The organism is Methylomonas lenta, assembly GCF_001644015.1.
Taxonomy (GTDB): domain Bacteria; phylum Pseudomonadota; class Gammaproteobacteria; order Methylococcales; family Methylomonadaceae; genus Methylomonas; species Methylomonas lenta.
This window is the reverse complement of the sequence record NZ_LUUI01000002.1, coordinates 15,109-35,679: the sequence shown is the minus strand read 5'-3', so window position 1 is coordinate 35,679 and position 20,571 is coordinate 15,109. Positions and strand designations below refer to the sequence as shown.

The following is a 20,571-nucleotide window of genomic DNA, read 5'->3' as shown; positions in this document are numbered from 1 at the left end:
TACCTCAATCAAGTTAATGTGAGACACAGTATGCCGCCGACTGGCGGGGAATTTAAGAGGCGGATTTAAGGGCGCTTACGCTAAATCTAGCGACCTTGCCAGTTCAGCTGCTGGTGCTTTAGCTGTATACCGTGATGCATTAAAAGAAAGGCAAAATTTTCAATTATCCGCATTCAAGGAAATAGATAAATACTTTGATGTTGTAAATACTTTTTTAGATAAAAAAGAGCTCTCTTATGAATTAGATAAGATGAGAAAAATACCAAAAGTTGGCCTCAAATTTCCTGATAATACCTGGAGCAGCATTAAAGTTATGTCTTCTGGAGAGCGCCAGTTGCTCACAATGCTGTATGCGGTTAATAAAATGAGCGGAAATTCTGTAGTATTAATTGATGAGCCAGAGTTGTCACTACATATCGATTGGCAAGAAGAATTATTGGGAAGAATGATGGATCAACTTGGAAATAGGTAGATCATTGTTTGTACACATTCGCCATCGATTGCTGCCGATTTTGATGAATATATGAAACAGGTTGTTCCCATTTTTCAGGACAAAAGCTCAACCGAATATGAATACTCAGAGGAAGAAGAGGATATTTTTTAATGGAATTAAAATATGATATTAAAAAATATCTAGCAAAAATAAAAATGAGTTCAAAAAAAAGAGTTCTTGTTGAGGGAAAAGATGATAAGTCCCATATCAAAAATCTTTTAGATGTTATTCGTGAAGGACATAAAGTTAAGATTGACACTGCAGAAGATATAAAAGGCACTTGTGAGATAACAGCTCGTAACAATAGGGCTAAAATAGACAAAATTTATAACCAATGCAAAAATTCAAATGAGTATGATAATTTGTATTTTTTATGCGATAGGGAGTATAAAAAATTTGACATAAGCGAAAAAATAAGTGACCTAATGTCTGATCATGAATCAGAAGGCAATCTTTCATGGACTATCGGACATTCTATAGAAAATTATTTTTTTAAAGATGAATTACTTTGTGATGCTTATAGATATATTTGTTCGTCTGAATATAAGTCAGAAGCAATTAATCTATTTATCAATATCTTACCTTCTGCATTGAAATTAGTCGCCGCAATAACTTTATCTGCAAAAGATTTAGATAAGGCTTCATATCCCGCTGGAGTTATAGGATGGAAGCATTTTCAGATTGAAAACAATGTAATTTGCATTGATATAGATATGTTAGTCAAAAATAGAGATGATCAATACATTGCTGACTTTCAAAAACACATAAAAAAATACTTGCCAATTGTTGATGCTAGTGATGCTCTTATTTGTTCAAGAATATGTCGTGGGCATACAGCTATGCTTATGTTACAAAGAGTTTTTGCTTCCTGCCTAAATTATGTGATCAAAAATATTGATGTAGCCAAAGCTGAAAAGGATGCATTAATATTTTCCCAGTTGAAAGAATTTAACGTAGCAACAGCATTATGTGAAGCTTGGGTTCGTAAGGCAAAAGAAGGATTGGCTCTATACCCATGTCAATTGATTGAATCTGTTGCGTAACATACTTCGTGATGAGAAACCGTTCAGGGCCGTAGGTCCGATTTGCGTAGCTTAATCGGACGAATGTTTGCGTTTTATGGGTGCTGGTTCTGCTGAGGGAGCCGGAAAAACTTGAAAAAATCGAGTTTTATTTCAGGCCCTGGCTAAATGTTTGGCACAAACTCATCATGTATATTTTTTGGTGGATTTGCTGCAAATTGGTTGAAATATCACATGATGAAAAAGTGTCTTATTATAAATCCATCTAAATACAATGGCTTATATAAATACGAATATGGCATTTTAATTGCTTTGAATCAATTGCTCGACTAGGTGTCCTACTGGACACCTGTAAAACCAGTCGGCTTTTTTGTTCTTTGTGAGGTGTTGAAATGATTGAAATATTCGTGTTGTTGATGGTTTTGATTTTATTGAAAGTATGCTTATTTTCCTCGAAAGGCTGTATGGGTTATTTTTCACAATCGGCGTTATCAATAGACAGTGATGATCCTGCTGATGGCTTACAGTCTAATACGCATGGGGATGCAGGCAGTTTTCTAACGTATTTGAAAAAAGAAATCGAAGCCGAGCTGTTTCCGCGCCCAACAGACTCAATATTGCGTCGTCATTATGAAACTTTGGTGCAGAGGGAAGTGGAAGCTCGACTGGTATTGATGTCAGAATAAATCGGTAAGCTTGGTTTGTGCACAGGGAAGGTGCTACAAGCCAAACAATAGATAATCGCTTTAAGACATTACCCCAAGGATAGGGCTGTTGCTGCTGAATACTGCCCACAAATCTTGTCCTTGCTCAATGGCCATATTCTTTAAATTCTGTGGGCTAATCAACACGGCAAGGATTTCTCCGCCGGGTAACAAGACCATCACTTCAGCATTTATTTCATCCTGCTGGATGCGAATTACGCGGCAGGATAAACGATTGCTAAGCATGAAACGCTGAGGGTTGGCGTCTAGTGTCAGTAAAATGTCGGCATTATTCACCAATAGCAAGGCATCCGCACCTACGCTTAAACCCAGTGATTCAATGCTGGTTAGGCTGATAGTCACTAAAACCTGCTCGCCACCCTTCAGTTTCACTGTGATTTCCGCATTTACTGCACCGAGTTGAATAGCGATGATATTGCCGAACAGTTGGTTGCGAGCGCTGGTTTTAACCACTAGACGTTGGAGCAGCAAGCGGGTGTCAGTATCGGCTGCCAGAGTAGCATTAAGATTAGTCAGAAATTGTTGGTGTTGTTGTTCCAGCCGAGTATACAAATCTATAAACGCCTGACCGGCATCAGTTAAACAGGTACCTCCGCCTTTACTACCGCCAATAGCCGTACTGATCAACATTTTCGGTGAGCCATTATTAGCGCGTTCAATAATTTGCCATGCACCTTTGTAACTTAAGCCTACCTGTTTGGCCGCTTGGTTGATGGAGCCGCTTTGCTGTATGGCTTTTAACAAAGCTATCATACGACTATCCAGTATGCCGGCTAAGCGTAAGTCTGCCTCGACCCAGTGTGGGTTAGTGTTATCTTCCGTTTTTATCGGCATTTGTTTGATTCAAATTTGGCTGGAATGCGTGACTATTGACGCTTGGGTGCCGAATAGTTATACACCAAAATGGGTTTGATATGGAGGGCTATTGGTGTTTGTAATCAATTGGCAGTTAATGTTTGCCATTGTTTCAAAATGGGGAATAATCAATTCTTTGTCACGTTATTTACATTTATACATAACGAGATAAACTGAGGTCAGAGTTTTTCTTCTGGCCCACTCTGAGGTGGTTCGGTTATTTTTCATCAATCTATACCCGGTATATGCTCATGCCTCGTAAACAAGCTATTCGAAGACAGAACAATGCATTTCTTAAGCTGATGATGACGGGCAGTCTGTGCTGTGTTTCTGTTGAGTCGGCGCAGGCGGCGGAAAACAAATCGTATACTCAACCACCCTTAGCTGCGTTTTCCAGTCAAATGTCGGATGCTTTGCTAGGCTCGTCTAAATACGCAAAACCAATCTGGAATCTGCACGATGCGCTGAATTTACCAAAATGGCTGTCGTTGACAGTCGATCAACGCACCCGCTACGAAACCAGGGACGGCAGTTATAAAGCCAATAGTCTGGGTGGCGATCAGCAAATCCCCTTACAAACCGATGTTTGGTTACAAGTTAATTTGGGTGCTTTTAGATTGGGGACAGAGTTTTTGGATGCGCGCGCCCCGGGTGCCGATAGTGGTTCCGGTGTTAATAATACGCAGGCAGACGATGCTGATTTTATTCAGGGTTATGCGGCCTGGGCCGATCAGAATATCTTTTACAGCGGTATGGGGGCAGAAGTCGTTGCTGGTCGACAAACCCTAAACTTGGGTAGTCGCCGCCTGGTGGGTAGAAACGTCTTTCGCAATACGATCAATAGTTTTACCGGCATCAAGCTACGCCTGTTGGACTACGACACCTGGCAATTCACTGGTTTCGTTACGATGCCAGTGATTCGTTATCCCAAATCGTCTGCTGACATACTGGACAACATCCATGTATGGGACCAGGAAGATACACACACTTGGTTTTCCGGCGGCTTTTTAGAGGTATATGACCTGGCTTGGGGCATCAACAGTGAACTGTATTTATATCATCTTGACGAAGGTGATAGTAACCGTAACCAAACCTCCAATCGGCGTTATTTCACTCCCGGCGTGCGGTTTTATAGCAAACCTAAAAAAGCCCAATTTGATTTTCAATCGGAAACCATAGGTCAGACCGGTACGGTGCGCTCTTCGACAGCGGCCAGTAATAGTACAAATTTAGACCATACGGCCTGGTTTCAACATGTCGACATCGGTTATACCTTTGACATGCCTTGGTCGCCCCGCTTGGCGTTGGAATATGATTATGCCAGCGGCGACAAAAACCCCTATGACAATAAGGATCAGCGCTTTGACACGCTGTACGGGGTTAGACGTGGCGATTTTGGTCCCACCGGTATCTATGGCGCCTTCGCCCGCAGTAACATCAATACTCCCGGCTATCGTATCAATTTTGGCCCCACCTCCGATTTAAAATTTGGCATTAGCCACAGGGTTTTCTGGCTGGCGTCAAATAAGGATGCCTGGACCACAGCCAATTTGCAGGATAAAACCGGCGATACCAGTGGTTATGTCGGACATCAGCTGGACTTGACTACCCGTTGGGATGTTAACAGCAGTTTAAATTTCGAAACCGGCTGGACGCATTTATTCAAAGGTGCATTTGCCAAAGATGCTCCTTCAGCACCGGATCAGCAGGATATTGATTATTTTTATGTGGAGAGCCAATTGCGATTTTAAAACCTTGAAACTACATCAAATAAATCGGTATGAATTCTGCTTATCTACTCATATACGCCTCTGCACGTGCCAAAATGCCTGTAGATGTGCTGATGCATGATAAACCCACACATGGACTTACGCAGAATGTAAGGATTACTACAAACGCTGACATTTAACGCAGCATACTGCTCATCAACCCTGGGAATTTTTTATGTCACTTTTTCGCCCAACTTTGGTTTTATGCCTAGCTGTAATCGCGCCAACCGTTTTTGCCGAAACGGTTCTTGTCGCTGTAGCTTCAAACTTTACCAAACCGATGACTGAAATCGCCGAAGCTTTTGAAAAAGCTACCGGTCACTCAGCCAAGTTGTCGTTTGGCTCATCGGGTAAATTCGTCTCCCAATTGGAAAACGGCGCACCCTTCGAAGTATTTTTATCTGCCGATGACGAAAAACCATTAAAACTGGAACAAGCCGATTTAGCCGTAGCAGGTAGTCGCTTTACTTATGCGCTCGGCAGGCTGGTGTTATGGTCAGCTAAACCCGGCTATGTCGATGATCAAGGACAAATTTTAAGCAAAGGCGGCTTCCAGCACTTGGCGCTGGCCGACCCAAAACTGGCGCCTTACGGAGTGGCTGCACTGGAGGTCTTAAAGAGCCTGGGCTTACAGGAAAAACTACAAGCTTTATTTGTACAAGGCGAGAACATTTCCCAGGCCCACCAATACGTGATTACCGGTAATGCCGAGCTGGGTTTTGTGGCGTTATCGCAAGTGATCGCCAACGGCAAAATCGCGGAAGGCTCAGGCTGGATCATTCCCGTAGATCGGTATGCACCCATCCGTCAGGATGCCGTGTTGATGAAAACCGGAGCGGAAAATCCGGCTGCACCTGCTTTACTCGCGTATTTAAAATCAGCACCTGCTTTGGCGATTATGCAGAAATACGGTTACGGTTTACCCCAGTAATGCAGAAGATGTGTTTATGTTAACAGCTGCCGATATCGCCACCTTGTGGCTGACCTTTAAAGTGGCCAGCCTGGCGACTGTGTTGATGTTGTTTATCGGCACGCCACTGGCTTGGTGGCTGTCGCGCACCAACTCGCGCTGGAAAGGCATTTGCAATGCTCTGGTAGCCTTGCCTTTGGTATTGCCGCCAACTGTACTGGGATTCTATTTACTGGTAATCATGGGGCCGAGAGGTCCTATCGGTCAGCTGACCAGTGAATTAGGCTGGGGCACTTTGCCGTTTACATTTACCGGCTTGGTGGTGGCTTCGGTGCTGTATTCCTTGCCGTTTGTGGTGCAACCTTTACAAGCTTCGTTTGCGGCGATTGGCGCACAACCTCTGGAAGCCGCAGCCACCCTAAGGGCTGGACCGCTGGATACGTTTTTCCATGTCGTCATACCGTTGGCCAAGCCTGGCTTTATGACGGCTGCCATTTTAGGCTTTGCCCATACTGTCGGTGAATTCGGTGTGGTATTGATGGTGGGCGGTAATATTCCGGACAGAACCCGGGTGGTGTCTGTACAAATTTACAACCATGTCGAGGCACTGGAATACACGCAAGCACACTGGTTAGCCGGCGGCCTGCTGGTATTTTCATTCAGCGTATTGCTGGTGTTATATAGCACGCTGAAAACGCATCCCATAGCGCATCAATTAAAATGACAACGCCGATTATCGCTCGCTTTCTACTCAATTACGCGGCTTTTGAGCTTTCGGTTGATCTATGTTTGCCTGGCTCTGGTGTCAGCGTACTGTTCGGTCACTCCGGTTCCGGTAAAACCAGCTTGCTACGCTGTATTGCCGGTTTACAACAAGCCGGGCAGGGCTTTTTGCAGATCAATGGCAAAATCTGGCAGGACAGCGAAAGCGGTATATTTATACCGACGCACAAGCGTTCGCTGGGTTACGTATTTCAGGAAGCCAATCTGTTCCCACATCTGACCGTTAAAGATAATCTACTGTTCGGCTTGAAACGCATCGGCAAATCCACTAACGATCTGTCGCACATTCTGGACTTGTTAGGCATAGCACATTTGTTAGGGCGTATGCCGGATCGTCTGTCCGGTGGCGAACGCCAGCGGGTCGCCATCGCCAGAGCGCTGGCGCTGAATCCGGAAATATTGCTGATGGACGAACCCTTGGCGGCGCTGGATTTCAAACGTAAGCAGGAGATACTGCCGTTTTTGGTGCGCCTGCATCAGGAACTCAACATACCCGTGCTGTATGTGACTCATTCTCAGCAGGAAGTGGCGCAGCTAGCCGATCATCTGGTGATTATGAATGAGGGCAAATCCCTGGCATCCGGGCCATTATCGGACACATTGAGCAGACTGGATTTAACGCTGGCGCACGAAGGGGACGCGGCAACGGTTTGGCAAACCCAGGTGGTCGGGCATGAAGCAGAGTATCACCTGACTAAGGTCGCCTTTACTGGCGGTGTCTTAAGTTTGCCTAGCCTGCTGCTAGCAATAGGCACGCCGGTTCGGGTGCAGATTTATGCCCGAGACGTCAGTATCACCCTGCAAGCGCCTATTGCCACCAGCATTCTGAATGTATTGTCGGCCACCATCACCGGCATTGCCGATGCTGACAGCGGCCAGAACGTGGTGCGTTTGCAGGTTGGCACACATCCGTTATTAGCACACATTACCCACAAATCTACCGTTTTACTGGGGTTGAAAATCGGCATGTTGGTCTATGTGCAGATTAAAGCTACCTCAATATTAAATTAACCCAACCGATGGAGAGTCATCATGAAAGCAAGTGCACGTAATCAGTTTTCCGGTATTGTCAATGAAGTCACTATCGGCGCAGTCAACGCTGAGGTGCATGTCGGCCTGCAAGGCGGAGAAATCATCGTTGCTTCAGTCACCAAAGAATCAGTTGAGTCGCTGGGTATCAAGGCCGGTATGGAAGTGCTCGCCTTAGTCAAGGCGCCACAAATTATCCTGGTCACAGATTTCGGTGGTTATAAGCTTTCGGCGCGCAACCAGTTACAAGGAACAGTCACTGAAATCAAGATCGGTGCTGTGAATGCCGAAGTTGATATTGAATTGAAAGGTGGTGAGAAAATTGCTGCCACCGTGACCGACGATAGCGTTAAAACTCTTGGTTTGAGTAAAGGTCAATCTATCATGGCAGTATTTAAGGCGGGAGCGGTAATTTTGGCAATCAAAGGTTAGTATCTTTTGCAATCCGGCTGTAAACCCGCTGGGGTCACGGCCGGTTTGGTTTGGCGATAGAGGTCATCATGCTGCTGGAAATGAATGTCAAACTGCGTCGGGGTAATTTTGACCTGAGCGCACAATTATCGCTGGATAGCGCCAACACAGGTCTGTTTGGTAAATCGGGCGCAGGCAAAAGCACATTATTGGGTTTAATTGCCGGCACCTTGCAACCGCAAAGCGGACATATTTCGCTAGACGGTAAGATTTTATTCGATAGCCGCAAAGGCATCGTGATGCCGCGCGAGCAGCGTCCGGTGGGAGCCGTGCTGCAAACCGACAGTCTTGGTTTAAGCGGAACCGTTCGCGATAATCTCGCAGCAAGCTACCAACGTACGCTGAAACATCGCCGCTTGTTCACTCCGGATTACTTGATTCGGCTTTTGGAGTTGGATCAGTTCCTCGACCAGCCCATCGAACGACTCATCCCGGGTCAGCTCCAGCGGGTGACACTGGCTCGCTCGCTACTGAAGTCACCCAAACTATTACTGTTGGACGATACCTTTGCCGCCATTGGTAGCGCTTACCGAATGCAATTGCTGCCAATATTGAAGCGGCTGCAAAACGAATTCGATCTACCTGTGTTGTACGCCAGTCAATCGCTAAGCGAGATACTGGAGTTTACCGATCAACTTATCGTTTTGGAGTATGGCCAAGTATCGCGTAGTGGATCGTTACGCGAAGTTGCCAAGCAGCAAGGTATTCTGCGTTATCTGGGTATACGAAAGATCGACAACATCTTGCCGGTTTATATCCTCGACCACGATTATCATGCCGGCTCCAGCATGGCCGACAGCTTCGGTTTACCGCTGGCTTTGCCCTTGCGCCCGCATTTTGCAATCGGTAGCCAAACCCAAGTGTCGATACGTGCAAGCGATATTGCACTGTCGCGCCATTACATCGACGGCATTTCGATACAAAACCAAATCAAAGGCCGCATTTGCGCGCTGATACCTAGCGGCGACAGCGTGATAGCGCAGGTCGATTGCGGCAGCACGCTGCTGGCCGAAATTACACCGGGCGCATGCAAAAACATGGCTTTACAAGAGGGCGATACGGTTTATTGCCTGATTAAAACACATGCCATCGTCTATCTCACCGAACTGGATGCCATACCCTACCAACGCGTGGTAAATCATGGTGAAGGCTACTATTATCTTTGCCCGGCAAATTAGGAAGTATAAGGCATAGGCTTAAAATCTTGCCGATGCAGGCAGTTGCCGGGTCAGTAGTACTAAAGGATGCAGGATTTTCTCCGTCCCGGTGCTGAAAAAAAACGCGCAACCGAAATTGCTGCTCACCACCCAGTCGGCTTGCGCCTGATGGATGGCTGCATGTTTAAGCGCCCGTAACTGTTCGGCATTTTCAGGATGCGTTAGCATGTAGCTGCCGCCGGCACCGCAGCAGATGGCGTTGTTAGCTAGCGGTACGACAGTCATATCGGGGATTTTTTCCAGTAAGGCGTAAACCGCTTGCTGATTTTTTAACACATTACGCTGGCTGCAGGGTTCGTGTACCGCCACCTTAAGCCGAGCCGATTCCAGTTTCAGACTATCCGGCCAATGCTGCAATAAAAAGCTATTGATGTCAGTCAATCGCTGGCAAAATTGTTGCGAGCCTGTTGTATCGTCAGCTTGGTATTCACTCAACATCGCGCCACAACCTGTCGCAGTGTGAATAACCGCATCCACATCCAGCGGATTAAAAACCCTGAGATTATTGGCGATTAATTCGGCTGCGGATTGGCCGTTATGTTGATGAATCGCTCCACAGCAGCCTTGTTGCGGGGGCACTAACACATCAAAGCCGATGATATTGAGCAGTTTTATACTGGCTATCAGCGTATCGCGATCGAATTGTTCGGCAATACAACCGGTAAACAAGGCTACAGTGCCACGTCGGACTGCACGGGTTGGGTAAAGACTGTTTAATGGTTTTAAGGCAGGTTGAGCCAATAAGGCTTCCGCATCGGCTAAACCTAATATTTTTAATAAACCGGATTGTCGTATCGGTTTTTGCAGACCGGTTTTCAGATACAAAGTCAGCAACGGCATCAAGCGAGCTCGCCAACGTTTTTGTTCTATCATCCAGAAAGCCAATTTTGCCAACCAATTTCGGGTAGTCTGTAATTTTACTTGTGCCTGATCGAACAATTCCCCATAAGCCACATGACTGGGGCAAGCCGGTTCGCAAGCTCGACATTGCAGACAGTTATGCAGATGAATGCGTTCCTCATCACTAATCGGGCTGTCTTCTACTAGCAGTTTGCTGATTGTCCGTAGTCGGCGGCGAGGCGTTTCCTGGTCGATTTGAAACAGTTTGAAAGTTGGGCAAACGCTGACGCACATACCGCAACGCATGCATTCACTGGCCGCTGGGATATACGGTCCGCTGTGGCCGGTTTCCGCAGCGGTTTCGAAATCCATGTCTAGTAAATCGAACATATTAACCTTCCATGACTTTTACATAAGCTCGCCGGAGTAATTCCATTTCTGCCGGCGGTCTGCCTCGCAGTTCGGGTAAGGTGCGCATGCCGCAATTGCGGCTTTGCATCAATTGCTTGGGTGGGTCCAGCAAAGTAAAACGGGCCAAATGTACCATGACGATACCACCCGGGGTGTCGATTTGTTCATTGAAACCGGGTTCCAGACGAAGCAAATCGTCATCTAATTGCAGTTGCTGATTGAGATGTTGCAGCATAACGGCAGGATGCATAGTCACTTTGCTGGTTGCAAAATCCTCCGGTTCCAGCGCGCTGGACAAGGCTGGCAGTGCTGCCGGAAAGCAAACACTGCCGTTGGATTGCTGTGCAAACATGACCAATGCGCTGATGTCGCCTTTGTAAATCAGTAATAAGCGGTGGTAGGCGAAGGGATCAGTGTTGTTCATGGATTTAGTTAATGCTGGTTTGTTGGCCGTATTGATCCCATAAGGTTTTATAGCTGCTGTCGAGCCGGGAGAGGCGGGCATCCACGCCTTCCAGCAAGCCGATTTTGGTAAAATGTTTGCTGTTGCCGAGGGCATACCAGCTTTCCATTTGTTGTTTTAGCTGAGTTCTTTCCGATGCACATTCGGCTATTTGCTGTTTCAACCAGCCCATGCTGGTTCTGGGTGTTAATTCGGCAATCCGATAATGTAAACCCTGGCTGAAGATTTTTACCCCGCCGCCTTGTGCCGCCGTGTGATACAAGGCATGTGGGTCGGTGATTTCAACGCCGGCCAAATAATCAATGCCGAACTCATAAAGTTGCGGTAGCCAGGGTACGGAAGGGCCCATTAAGACGGTTTTTGCATGGCTGGCTAATTCCACCAGGCGTGGGAAGGTTTTATTCGGTATAGAGCTGGCAGTTAAAAACACCCAGTCGGCACTGGGCAATAAAAACTCACAGGCGGAGTCAGGCAAGTCGGCAGCAATGGGTTCTTTTTCAAGCACACTCAATTGCATTAAATCCTGATAGCGTTCGATACCGGGATAATGGCCAATAACCACCACCTTTTTATTGTGCAATTGTGGCAGGAAATAATCGAACACGGCCAAATTGGCATGTTCAGGGTCCGACTCAACAATCACCGATTCCGGCAAAGGCCGGTTGTTGATACAGCTATTGATGGCTGCCATCGCCACTGTCGACTGATATGGGTTCCAATCCAGAATCCAGGCGGCTAGGTCAGTAATGGGTTTACCGGTCAGGTTACCGGACCAACTTAAGGTTCGGGTGGCATAACCCGGACTCATTGATAATCCAACGCTCGTGTTACCTTTGGTCTGACACAGCGTCCATACCAAACCAATCATTAGGTTATCGACAACCGCATCGCTAGCACAGTGGTCCAGTAACATTTCATACAAATATTTGGGGTTTGCCATGATGTCTCCTAGTTTGGAATTTCGAGCAATTTGGCTTCCGTTTTAATGTTGTCCAGTTTCCCCCAGGCGTTAATCGCTTCGACGAAAAATTGTTTTTTGCTGGGGTGAGGCTGAATCACATCGTATTCAGCGTAAAAACTACCATCACCATGAAATTTAATCTGACCGATACGTTGCTTACCGTTGTTATACCAATAACCCACCAGATCCTGGGTTTGGGTGAAAGGATCAGTTACTAAACTGAATACGGCTGTATCAAAATCGGGTGAGGTTAATCCAGTTTGGGCAGAAAACCCCAGCTTGTTTATATTTGCCGTCATGCGCTGACAAATCAGAGTACCAAAATCACGCTGGGCACTAATGTGCTGTTCAAGGGAGTTAGTCATGCTGCATCCTCCAGCAAGGCATCGGCTAGACTCATAATAACCGACGCACCACAACGGTCTTCAGGATCCAGTATCTGCATGTGTGACAGAATATCGCGAGATTCAGCCTGCTGCTCCAGACGCAATTTTATAAACGCCAGGGCTTTTAAACTATACAGATAAAACAGACTAATCTCGCTGGCATACAGATCCCATTGTGCCCGTTCACTGGTCAGTCGCCGGTAATCACTAGGGAAGCCAGCTTGGGCCGCAGCTTCTTCCAAAGCTGCCAGCACCTCTCGCTCCGCTTCCTGTAAACGACCCTGATAAAAATAAAATTTGTACAAGGCAAAATAAGTCTGCAAGCAGCTGGGATCGAGCTGCTGCGCCTGTTTAAACAAGTTTTCCGCCAGCGGTTTTTCGGCATGACTGGCAGCCACGGCTTTTTGCAGCAATAGATTGATTGCAGTCGGCAAGTTGGGGCTGAATAGTACGCGTTCTTCAAATACGCCAGTTTGAGACATGATTTACCAAACCTCGGCCGGTACTTTCAATGCCTCTACCGGCGAACCACCCAACAGGTGCTGTTCAATGATGGTTTTGACATCGGCTTTACTGACCTTGCCATACATAATGCCTTCTGGATAGACCAGCACACTTGGCCCCATCATGCAGGGCCCCATGCAACCGGTATTGGTCAGAGCAATTTTCTCGAACAAATTACGGCTTTGAATCTCGTTCATGAATTCATTCATCACCTCGGCACAACCACTGGCAGCGCAAGAGCCGCGCGGGTGGCCTTCGGGACGGTTTTGGGTACAGACGAAAACGTGTTTATCTGGACGTGGCATGATAGCTTTCCTCTTTTGTTGGGTTTAACTTTTAGGTGTCGCTATCGCGACGGTTATTTAGAGTCGGTTCGCGGACCGACATAAAAACTCGTCGCGGTAGCGACACAAATCAAGCAGCAGCCTTATGTACATGCGTAAAACAATCCTTGGGGCAAACTTTTGAGCAAGCCTCGCAGCCGATGCAGTCTGCTGCATTCTTCAGACTCATCACCATGCTGTTATCGTCATCGTCTTCAAAGTCGCCGTAATCATCACCAAAGTCTTCAGCAGAAAGAACCTCGTCTTTTTCGACTAAATCAAATACATCACGCGGACAAACTTTGAAGCAGCGGCCACAACCTATACAGGTTTTTTGATTAATATCGGTCACATAAGATGGGGTCCAAACCGTACCGCCAAAGGTAACACCGGTAACAAATTCGCTCATAATCGCTCCTCAGGCCGTTTCGCTATTGGCCGCCAAAAACTTTTGATTAGCCTCATCCCAGGCCTTGCAGGCATCGTAAGTATTTTGGGCAATAGCCATTAACTCACTGTAAGCGTCCGGCAATCTATCCTCAATCAAATCATGCAATTCCATAGCCGCTTCGCTTGCCAGGCGCTTGGTTTTTTTTACGTCTTTTTCCAGTTTTTTCAATTCTTCGTCAGTCATGAGATTCTCCTCAAGCTTCGGCAACTTCTTTAAATTGCTCGATCAGGGCCACAGCCTTATCGATAACCGCTTCGGTTTTGCTGGACAAATCTTCCAGACTTGGGAAGCCGAATCTGTGTACATCCCGTAATGTTTTATCCACCACAATTAATTTGCCGACCAAAATAAAAGCCCGGCCAAAACCTTCGTGGGTAATGTTGATGACTGGTACAGCCATCATGCCCGCGCGTTTTTCAATCAGCGAGGCAATGCTGTTGTAATAGGCTTTTATCCTAGCCAAGGTGATTTCGTCGGGGTCGCCGATAATCGGAATCTCACGTTTACGTTCTTTGGTCATCACGATAGGGTCGATGATTTTTTCCACGGACCAACCTTCATAGGTATCGTAAGTATCCAGGGCACGCAGTTGTTTAATCATTTCAGCCACGACTTCAGAGGTCATGAAAGCGTCGCCAGCTTCAATAGCAAGTGCGGGTTGGGACATAGTGTTCTCCTGTTTGTTTTAAATTCAGTTTTTGCTGTCGCTATGGCGACGGATGTCTTTGCTTTGCTTTGCTCACTCGTTACTAACGCCATGTTAGAAATCATCTGGTAGGCCGGAACAAGCGCTAGCGTTTCCGGCAATCTTCTATTCTTGCCAGCCTTCATCTTCCATTTCATCAAACCGCTGCAAGTCTGGGCCTTTATGTTGATTGATGGCTTTGGCCAGCCAACTGGATGGACCGGCTTTCATTTCAGCCTGTAAATCGCTCAGCAAGTCTTTAATGGTGCTGCCTTCATGCACTTTGATTGGTTGTATGCCCTGGGCGATGATTTGTTTGATGGCCGAGGCGCCAACTGCCTGGCAATACACCGCGGCACAACCATCTAGCAATTGCAGCTTGACGGATAATTTGTCTTCATTGCCGTCCTGCGCCAGTTCGCCGAATTGAGCGGCTTCCATCAACTCCGCCTGTTCCGGATTGACGGCATAGACGGCAAACGATTTGGCAGAACCAAAGTGCTGATTCACATGCAGCATGTCGGTAGTGGCAAAAGCGACTTTAATAGCAGTTTCCATGGGAATCTCCGTTTCGTTTTGGTGCACGACCTGCATGCGACGGGTTAATGACATGACGGCGAACAGGTTTGGCGTTCAGATGCAGGCTTTTGCCCGTAAGGCGAGTGGTAGACTTCAATTTCTTCGTGGGCGAAATTGATCACCAGATTGGCCAAGTCAAACAATGCCTGCCGAGTACCGCGATAGCCAATCCAGGTTTTTTGATAGCCACCAATAATGTCATACAACGGGAATCCAGCCCGTAACACCGGAATGCCCAGACGTTCGGCACTGGCTACTGCATGCGAATTGCCAATCAGCAATTGCGCCTTATGTTCTTTCGCCAATTGCTCCAGATCTTCCAAATCGCCGATTTTGATGGTTTTAACCGGAGTGGTTGCCAAAACGGGTGCATTGGCAGCGCTAATAGCCACCACCACTTCCGCGCCCATGCCTTGTACCAAATGAACCAGGGCATTGAGTTGATCGGGATCGGCCGCTATGGCCACCCGCAACTGACCCAGCATAAAGTGCGTGTCTAGCATGGCATCCTGCAATTGCGAACGCTGGCGCTCGATACGCGCAGGCACCGGCATCTCACTAATTTGCGTCAAGGCTAGTACCAAGGCATCGTTGGCTTGTAAGCCATACAAATGATCAAAAAAGTGACTGGGGACGCCGGTTTTTTCCTGTAGTAATTCACCGGCTTTACGTAACGATGCGCCAATCACCAAAGTTGCTCTCGCCTCGCCCAAAGTAGCCAGTTCAGAAACCGCTGTGCCGCCGATAGTGACCGGCGAGAAATCGTCATCGGTCAAGCTACCATCCAGCGATTCGGACAAGTCTGGTACCAATACGGGGCGTAAATTGAACTGCTCGATCAAATCCCGCAAAGCTTCCAGATCACCAGGCGTCAACATAGGGCTGACCAATACGTTAAGCTGACGCTGACGATTGCCGGGTTTAGTGCCGGCACTAGCCGCATCCGGCACCAAATCTTTCACAATTTCATACAAGGTAGCGGCGAAACCACTTTCCACGCAGCCGCTAAAATCCGGGGTATTGACTGCAACGACGGCGACATGGTTGTATTCGGGATATTTGGCGCGAAATTCACGCAAATTACGCTGCACATCGCAGCCTTGCGTTTCCGCCAGACCGGTAGTCAACACTGCGATTAAGGCAGGATTGGATTTTTCGGCTATCGCCTTGATGCCTTCAATCACGTTTTCATCCGCACCCAACACTGAACTGGCTTGATCCATGGCGGTAGTTTGCAACGGAATCGGTTCCCGGAAATGCCTGACAAAAAACACCTTGGCAAATGCGGTACAACCTTGCGAGCCATGCAACATCGGGATGGCTCGATCAAATCCCAGGCAAGCCAGCGAACCGCCCATGGGTTGTGAGGCTTTTAACGGGTTGACCGACAGTGCTTTGTTGCGTTTGATTATTTCAGCCATGACGATGGTTCCTATGCTACTAGCGTAGGATGGGTAGAGGCACGAAACCCATCATCAACGATTGCTAACGATGGGTTTCCTTCGTCTACCCATCCTACAGAAATTGTCGTTTTTGTTGCTTTCCACGGCATGGGAGCTCTCACGGCTTCCCATACCGGGCTTTCGATGGTCAATGCCAATTGCCTAACCAGTTCCAGCATGCCCTGGTAGCCTTCATAACCAAATTCGCGTTCTTGATTGATATCCAAAAACGGAATCCTGGCTTTCAAAGCTGTGTACATATTGCGGCCACCGGCGATCAGAATATCGGCTTTGTAATCTCGTACCACTTGTAACAAAGCTTTGGGGCTACCGTCTTCTATCATCAAGGTATCTTCGCCCATCAATTCGCGAATGCGGGCCTTGTCTTCTTCGGTGGATTTTTTAGTGCCAGTGGCGACTACCACCATGCCCAAATCCTGCAAAGCCGAAATCACCGACCAGCTTTTCACCCCGCCGGTAAACAGCAATACGCGCTTGCCATGCAAGCGTGCTTTCCAGGGCGCCAGTTCGGCACGAATCCGCGCTTCTTCACGCGCTACAATCTCTTCAGTTCGTGCAGTCAATTCGGGATCGTTAATAGCTTTAGAAAAATCTCGCAATGCCTGACTAGTGTCGGTAATGCCGTAAAAACTGCCTTCAAACCAGGGTGTACCATATTGATTTTGCAGGCGTCGGGCTACATTCACCATAGCTTTGGAGCACACCATCATATTAACTTCGGCTTTATGCATGGTCTGCACTTCGCGGAAACGCGCATCGCCAGACAAAGTACAGAGCACTCGCAAACCCATTTCATCCAGCAAGGGCAATACATGCCAGAACTCGCCGGCAATGTTGTATTCCCCTACCAGATTGACATCGTGAATTTTAAAGCCAGGCCGCTCGGCATCGACCGGTAGTGGATCAGGATCGCGAGTGCCGATCACATGCGTGACCATGGCATCGCCGGCAATTCGGTTACCCAAATTTTTAGTGCCGTAAAAACCGGCGCAATCGATAGGCACCACCGGCACACCCCAGCGTTCGGCAGCTGATTTACAGGTGGCGTTAATATCGTCGCCTACCAATGCCGGAACGCAGGTGTTGTAAATGAACACAGCCGGCGGGTTATAAGTTTCGACGGCTTGCTTGATGGCGTGAAACAGGCGTTTTTCGCTGCGTCCCATCACCACATCCTGCTCGGTCAGGTCAGTGGTCATACCGATACGATATAACTCAGATCCGGAAGAACGGGTGCCGCGGTTATCCCAGGAGCTGCCGGCACAAGCAATCGGACCGTGGACGATATGTGCCACGTCGGCTATGGGTAACAAGGCAATCTGCGCCCCATCAAAAGCACAACCGCCGGCCGCTGACCCGGGTTTGGGTTTGGCACAGCCGGACTTTTCCTTCTTGTTATGCTCACAAGCCGGTTCGTCTAACAGTTCTGCAATGTCTTTGTTGGATTTCATGGGCTACACCTCGGTCATTGTTTTGAATAATGCAACCGGTGTGCCAAATGCTAAGGTATTGAGTTTATAGGGATTTTTTATTTTTCTCTTTGTAGCAAATGCGACAAAATCGGTGTAGACAGACTTGATGCGACAATATGAGGTTTCGGCGTAAGCTGTTATACAATCGGCTTATCAGCAATACTTATAAGATATATAACATGCAGCGGGACAGTGAAATGGCATTGGCGGAAGATCTCAAAATCAGCCTAGACGATTATCTGCAGGGCGAATTGGTCAGCGATATTAAGTACGAATATATCAATGGCGAGGTGTATGCAATGGTGGGTGTTAAACGAGCCCATGACACTGTCAGCACCAATTTGATTGCTTTTTTGCATGCGCATTTACGCGGATCTCCATGCCGGGTGCATTCGGGCGAAATGAAGGTCCGGGTCCAAACCGCCGAAGACGACTGCTTTTTTTATCCCGACTTACACGTCACCTGTGCGGCTGCCGATACGGCTGATTCGTTCAACAGCCAGCCCAAGTTGATTATCGAAGTACTTTCTGAAAGTACCGAACGTTACGACCGGGCGGAAAAATTTCATCACTACCGCAAACTGACCAGCCTGGAAGAATATGTTTTGATCGCGCAGGACACCCAGCGGGTAGAATGCTATCGCCGAGCCGATGCCTGGGATTTACATCTTTATCAACAAAACCAGCCTGCCTGTTTTGCATCCATCGGTCTTGAATTGCCGCTGGCCGATATCTACGAAGGCGTGGTGTTTGCTGAGTTGCCAGCTACAAACGAATAGCAAATCTTGGAGCCAACTATGTCTACTGATCATTTTTTGACAACTGCTCAAGGTGTACGTATGCCGCGCATACTTTACGGTACCGCCTGGAAGAAGGAACGCACAGCTGTTTTGGTTGAACAGGCGCTGGCGGCAGGGTTTCGTGGCATCGATACCGCTTGCCAACCCAAACATTATTACGAGCCGGGGGTAGGGGAGGCCATGCTAGCCAGCTATGAATTGGGTTTGAGCCGCGAACAAATTTATCTGCAAAGCAAATTTACCCCTCTAAATGGTCAAGATCCACTGCAAATTCCTTACGATGCCCATGCCAGCCTCAGCGAACAGGTAGCACAATCCTTTGAAACCTCATTAAAAAACCTACAAACCGATTATCTGGATGGATTGATATTGCATTCGCCATTGCCGGATAAACAGCAACTGCTGCAGGTGTGGCGGGCTATGGAAGCTATTGTTGAAATCGGTGGCGCAAAACAGCTGGGCATTAGTAATTGTTACGATCCAGCGGTATTTCAGTTTTTATACGATGCGGCCAAAGTTAAACCTGCCGTGATCCAGAATCGTTTTTATGCCGACACCGGTTACGATGCCGAACTGCGCAATTTCTGCCGTCAGCATAAGGTCATTTATCAAAGCTTTTGGACGCTAACCGCTAATCCGGGGATTCTGGCGGATAGCGTGGTAAAAAAACTGGCGACACAATATCGACGCACGTCAGCACAAGTATTTTTTCGCTATTTATCCCAGATGGATATCGTACCATTGACCGGCACCACTTCGGCTGCTCATATGCAGCAGGATTTGGCGATTTTTGAATTTGAATTGACGCCGGATGAATGCAAAGCTATAGGGGAGTTGTTAGGGTTATAATGCTTCAAACGGATATTGTCTGTACTTGATCCCGCAATTCTGGCGGGTTTTCGGGTGGGCTAATTGACGTATTTTGCGTTTTTGAGGAAAGACTGAATTTTAACAACCCACTGAATTTCCGATGCATTTAAATTTTAAAAAAGGATTAGGCAACTTTGTGACGCAATGTTTTACGTCATTTAGGACGTCTAAATATAGTTATGTGCTCAATAATATAGGAGTTTTATTTTGGATTTAAGCCCAAAATTCAGGGGTGAAAAATTTCAATGCCCGCATTGTCAGGTATTATCTAATCAAACATGGTTTGATATTAATACTTCCAGCGATGCAGCGAACAAGATTCTTAATCATGTTTTTTATGAATACAGAACCAAAATACACAGTCACCAGCAGGAAGCTATTGCAGCTTTTATTGACCGTGTAGAAGCAACGAATAATCGCCATATGTCCGAGTTTGTCCCCGTAGGATTTTCTGTCGCAACATGTTCATCATGTAGCAAGATTTCACTTTGGGTAAGTCAAGAAATTGTTTATCCAAAGCAAACGGCCGTTGCTCCGCCTAATCAAGATATGGAGCAAGAGATTCAAAACCTATATATCGAAGCCTCAACGATCGTTATCGACTCACCTAAAGGAGCTACAGCGTTATTGAGACTAGCCCTTCAGTTGCTACTTAAGCAACTAGGAAAATCTGGAAAAAATATCAATAACGATATAAAAGAGCTTGTCGCCGAAGGGCTAAGCCCTAAAATCCAAAAAGCATTGGACTTACTTCGTGTGGTCGGTAATAACGCAGTACATCCCGGGCAGATCGATCTTGAAGATGGCCGTGACATAGCGTTGAAGCTCTTCCATGTACTTAACTTTATTGCTGACGAGATGATTTCTAAGCCTAAAGAGCTTGATCTTTTGTATTCTGACGTTATTCCGGAAGAAACCCAAAAACATATCAATGAAAGGGATGGAAATTGAACATGCATTCAAAGCCATGTAGGCCGGAATAAGCTTGCCCGGCGTTAGCAAGGGCAAGTGTTTCCGGCGCAGAAGGTTTGCCGGAAACACCCGTTTTCACTAGGGCCGTAGGTACGATTAGCTCAGCGTAATCGTACG

Annotated in this window: 25 protein-coding genes; 12 read left to right on the top strand and 13 right to left on the bottom strand. The window is 47.1% G+C overall.

Annotated features, from left to right (window positions below):
• Nucleotides 1-40 precede the first annotated feature (40 nt).
• The 3 genes from A1359_RS21710 (at nucleotide 41) to A1359_RS00225 (ending at nucleotide 2,201) form a co-directional block, all read left to right on the top strand.
• On the top strand, nucleotides 41-472 hold the full coding sequence (locus tag A1359_RS21710) for an AAA family ATPase (RefSeq protein WP_083960414.1): 432 nt from the start codon (nucleotides 41-43) through the stop codon (nucleotides 470-472).
• Between the two features lie 131 nt (nucleotides 473-603).
• The gene (locus A1359_RS00230; RefSeq protein WP_066976234.1) at nucleotides 604-1,536 is read left to right on the top strand and encodes a DUF4435 domain-containing protein; all 933 of its coding nucleotides are present in this window, start codon (nucleotides 604-606) and stop codon (nucleotides 1,534-1,536) included.
• A 371-nt stretch (nucleotides 1,537-1,907) separates the two neighbouring features.
• Entirely contained in the window at nucleotides 1,908-2,201 is a 294-nt protein-coding gene (locus A1359_RS00225) for a hypothetical protein (RefSeq protein WP_066976231.1), read from the top strand.
• 60 nt (nucleotides 2,202-2,261) lie between these two features.
• Here the strand turns inward: A1359_RS00225 and A1359_RS00220 are convergent, their stop codons facing one another.
• The gene (locus tag A1359_RS00220; protein WP_066976228.1) at nucleotides 2,262-3,074 is read right to left on the bottom strand and encodes a TOBE domain-containing protein; all 813 of its coding nucleotides are present in this window, start codon (nucleotides 3,072-3,074) and stop codon (nucleotides 2,262-2,264) included.
• Between the two features lie 323 nt (nucleotides 3,075-3,397).
• On the opposite strand from A1359_RS00220, the gene A1359_RS00215 reads away from it, so the two are divergent.
• From A1359_RS00215 to A1359_RS00190, 6 genes are all read left to right on the top strand, one after another.
• Nucleotides 3,398-4,846, top strand: coding sequence for an alginate export family protein (locus A1359_RS00215; RefSeq protein ID WP_066976246.1), 1,449 nt, complete (start codon nucleotides 3,398-3,400; stop codon nucleotides 4,844-4,846).
• A 193-nt stretch (nucleotides 4,847-5,039) separates the two neighbouring features.
• Entirely contained in the window at nucleotides 5,040-5,795 is a 756-nt protein-coding gene (modA, locus tag A1359_RS00210; RefSeq protein ID WP_066976225.1) for a molybdate ABC transporter substrate-binding protein, read from the top strand.
• A 16-nt stretch (nucleotides 5,796-5,811) separates the two neighbouring features.
• Nucleotides 5,812-6,498, top strand: coding sequence for a molybdate ABC transporter permease subunit (modB, locus tag A1359_RS00205; RefSeq protein ID WP_066976223.1), 687 nt, complete (start codon nucleotides 5,812-5,814; stop codon nucleotides 6,496-6,498).
• Entirely contained in the window at nucleotides 6,495-7,568 is a 1,074-nt protein-coding gene (modC, locus tag A1359_RS00200; protein WP_066976219.1) for a molybdenum ABC transporter ATP-binding protein, read from the top strand. Before modB ends, modC begins: the two co-directional genes overlap by 4 nt.
• 21 nt (nucleotides 7,569-7,589) lie before the next feature.
• Nucleotides 7,590-8,018: a TOBE domain-containing protein gene (locus tag A1359_RS00195; RefSeq protein WP_066976217.1), complete on the top strand. Its 429-nt coding sequence runs from the start codon at nucleotides 7,590-7,592 to the stop codon at nucleotides 8,016-8,018.
• Between the two features lie 68 nt (nucleotides 8,019-8,086).
• The gene (locus tag A1359_RS00190; protein WP_066976214.1) at nucleotides 8,087-9,235 is read left to right on the top strand and encodes a molybdenum ABC transporter ATP-binding protein; all 1,149 of its coding nucleotides are present in this window, start codon (nucleotides 8,087-8,089) and stop codon (nucleotides 9,233-9,235) included.
• An 18-nt stretch (nucleotides 9,236-9,253) separates the two neighbouring features.
• On the opposite strand, the gene A1359_RS00185 is transcribed toward A1359_RS00190, so the two are convergent.
• The 12 genes from A1359_RS00185 to nifE all read right to left on the bottom strand — a co-directional run bounded on the left by A1359_RS00185 (nucleotide 9,254) and on the right by nifE (nucleotide 17,791).
• Nucleotides 9,254-10,504 carry a (Fe-S)-binding protein gene (locus A1359_RS00185; RefSeq protein WP_066976211.1) on the bottom strand — a complete coding sequence of 417 codons (1,251 nt, stop codon included), beginning with the start codon at nucleotides 10,502-10,504 and terminating at the stop codon, nucleotides 9,254-9,256.
• A gap of 1 nt (nucleotide 10,505) precedes the next feature.
• A complete protein-coding gene (locus tag A1359_RS00180) occupies nucleotides 10,506-10,949 on the bottom strand; it encodes a hypothetical protein (protein WP_066976208.1) in 444 nt (147 codons plus the stop codon).
• A gap of 4 nt (nucleotides 10,950-10,953) precedes the next feature.
• Entirely contained in the window at nucleotides 10,954-11,928 is a 975-nt protein-coding gene (locus tag A1359_RS00175) for a DUF364 domain-containing protein (protein ID WP_066976205.1), read from the bottom strand.
• 8 nt (nucleotides 11,929-11,936) lie between these two features.
• Nucleotides 11,937-12,314, bottom strand: a complete 378-nt coding sequence (locus A1359_RS00170; protein WP_066976202.1) for a hypothetical protein — start codon at nucleotides 12,312-12,314, stop codon at nucleotides 11,937-11,939.
• Entirely contained in the window at nucleotides 12,311-12,817 is a 507-nt protein-coding gene (locus A1359_RS00165; RefSeq protein WP_066976199.1) for a hypothetical protein, read from the bottom strand. Before A1359_RS00165 ends, A1359_RS00170 begins: the two co-directional genes overlap by 4 nt.
• A gap of 3 nt (nucleotides 12,818-12,820) precedes the next feature.
• A complete protein-coding gene (locus A1359_RS00160) occupies nucleotides 12,821-13,144 on the bottom strand; it encodes a (2Fe-2S) ferredoxin domain-containing protein (RefSeq protein WP_066976197.1) in 324 nt (107 codons plus the stop codon).
• 109 nt (nucleotides 13,145-13,253) lie between these two features.
• On the bottom strand, nucleotides 13,254-13,571 hold the full coding sequence (gene fdxB, locus A1359_RS00155) for a ferredoxin III, nif-specific (protein ID WP_066976194.1): 318 nt from the start codon (nucleotides 13,569-13,571) through the stop codon (nucleotides 13,254-13,256).
• Nucleotides 13,572-13,580: 9 nt separating this feature from the next.
• Complete coding sequence (locus tag A1359_RS00150; protein WP_066976191.1) at nucleotides 13,581-13,796, bottom strand: CCE_0567 family metalloprotein; 216 nt, start codon at nucleotides 13,794-13,796, stop codon at nucleotides 13,581-13,583.
• Nucleotides 13,797-13,806: 10 nt separating this feature from the next.
• Entirely contained in the window at nucleotides 13,807-14,280 is a 474-nt protein-coding gene (locus tag A1359_RS00145) for a NifX-associated nitrogen fixation protein (protein ID WP_066976188.1), read from the bottom strand.
• A 144-nt stretch (nucleotides 14,281-14,424) separates the two neighbouring features.
• Nucleotides 14,425-14,856: a nitrogen fixation protein NifX gene (gene nifX / locus A1359_RS00140; protein ID WP_083960416.1), complete on the bottom strand. Its 432-nt coding sequence runs from the start codon at nucleotides 14,854-14,856 to the stop codon at nucleotides 14,425-14,427.
• Nucleotides 14,857-14,900: 44 nt separating this feature from the next.
• Nucleotides 14,901-16,298 (bottom strand): nitrogenase iron-molybdenum cofactor biosynthesis protein NifN, encoded by a 1,398-nt coding sequence (nifN, locus tag A1359_RS00135; RefSeq protein WP_066976181.1) that lies wholly within the window; start codon nucleotides 16,296-16,298, stop codon nucleotides 14,901-14,903.
• An 11-nt stretch (nucleotides 16,299-16,309) separates the two neighbouring features.
• Nucleotides 16,310-17,791, bottom strand: coding sequence for a nitrogenase iron-molybdenum cofactor biosynthesis protein NifE (nifE, locus tag A1359_RS00130; protein WP_232322059.1), 1,482 nt, complete (start codon nucleotides 17,789-17,791; stop codon nucleotides 16,310-16,312).
• A gap of 200 nt (nucleotides 17,792-17,991) precedes the next feature.
• Between nifE and A1359_RS00125 the strand changes: the two genes are divergently transcribed.
• The 3 genes from A1359_RS00125 to A1359_RS00115 all read left to right on the top strand — a co-directional run bounded on the left by A1359_RS00125 (nucleotide 17,992) and on the right by A1359_RS00115 (nucleotide 20,433).
• On the top strand, nucleotides 17,992-18,591 hold the full coding sequence (locus tag A1359_RS00125; RefSeq protein WP_232322058.1) for a Uma2 family endonuclease: 600 nt from the start codon (nucleotides 17,992-17,994) through the stop codon (nucleotides 18,589-18,591).
• Between the two features lie 18 nt (nucleotides 18,592-18,609).
• Nucleotides 18,610-19,461, top strand: coding sequence for an aldo/keto reductase family protein (locus A1359_RS00120; protein ID WP_066976177.1), 852 nt, complete (start codon nucleotides 18,610-18,612; stop codon nucleotides 19,459-19,461).
• A 228-nt stretch (nucleotides 19,462-19,689) separates the two neighbouring features.
• Nucleotides 19,690-20,433, top strand: a complete 744-nt coding sequence (locus A1359_RS00115) for a DUF4145 domain-containing protein (RefSeq protein ID WP_066976173.1) — start codon at nucleotides 19,690-19,692, stop codon at nucleotides 20,431-20,433.
• Nucleotides 20,434-20,571 lie beyond the last annotated feature (138 nt).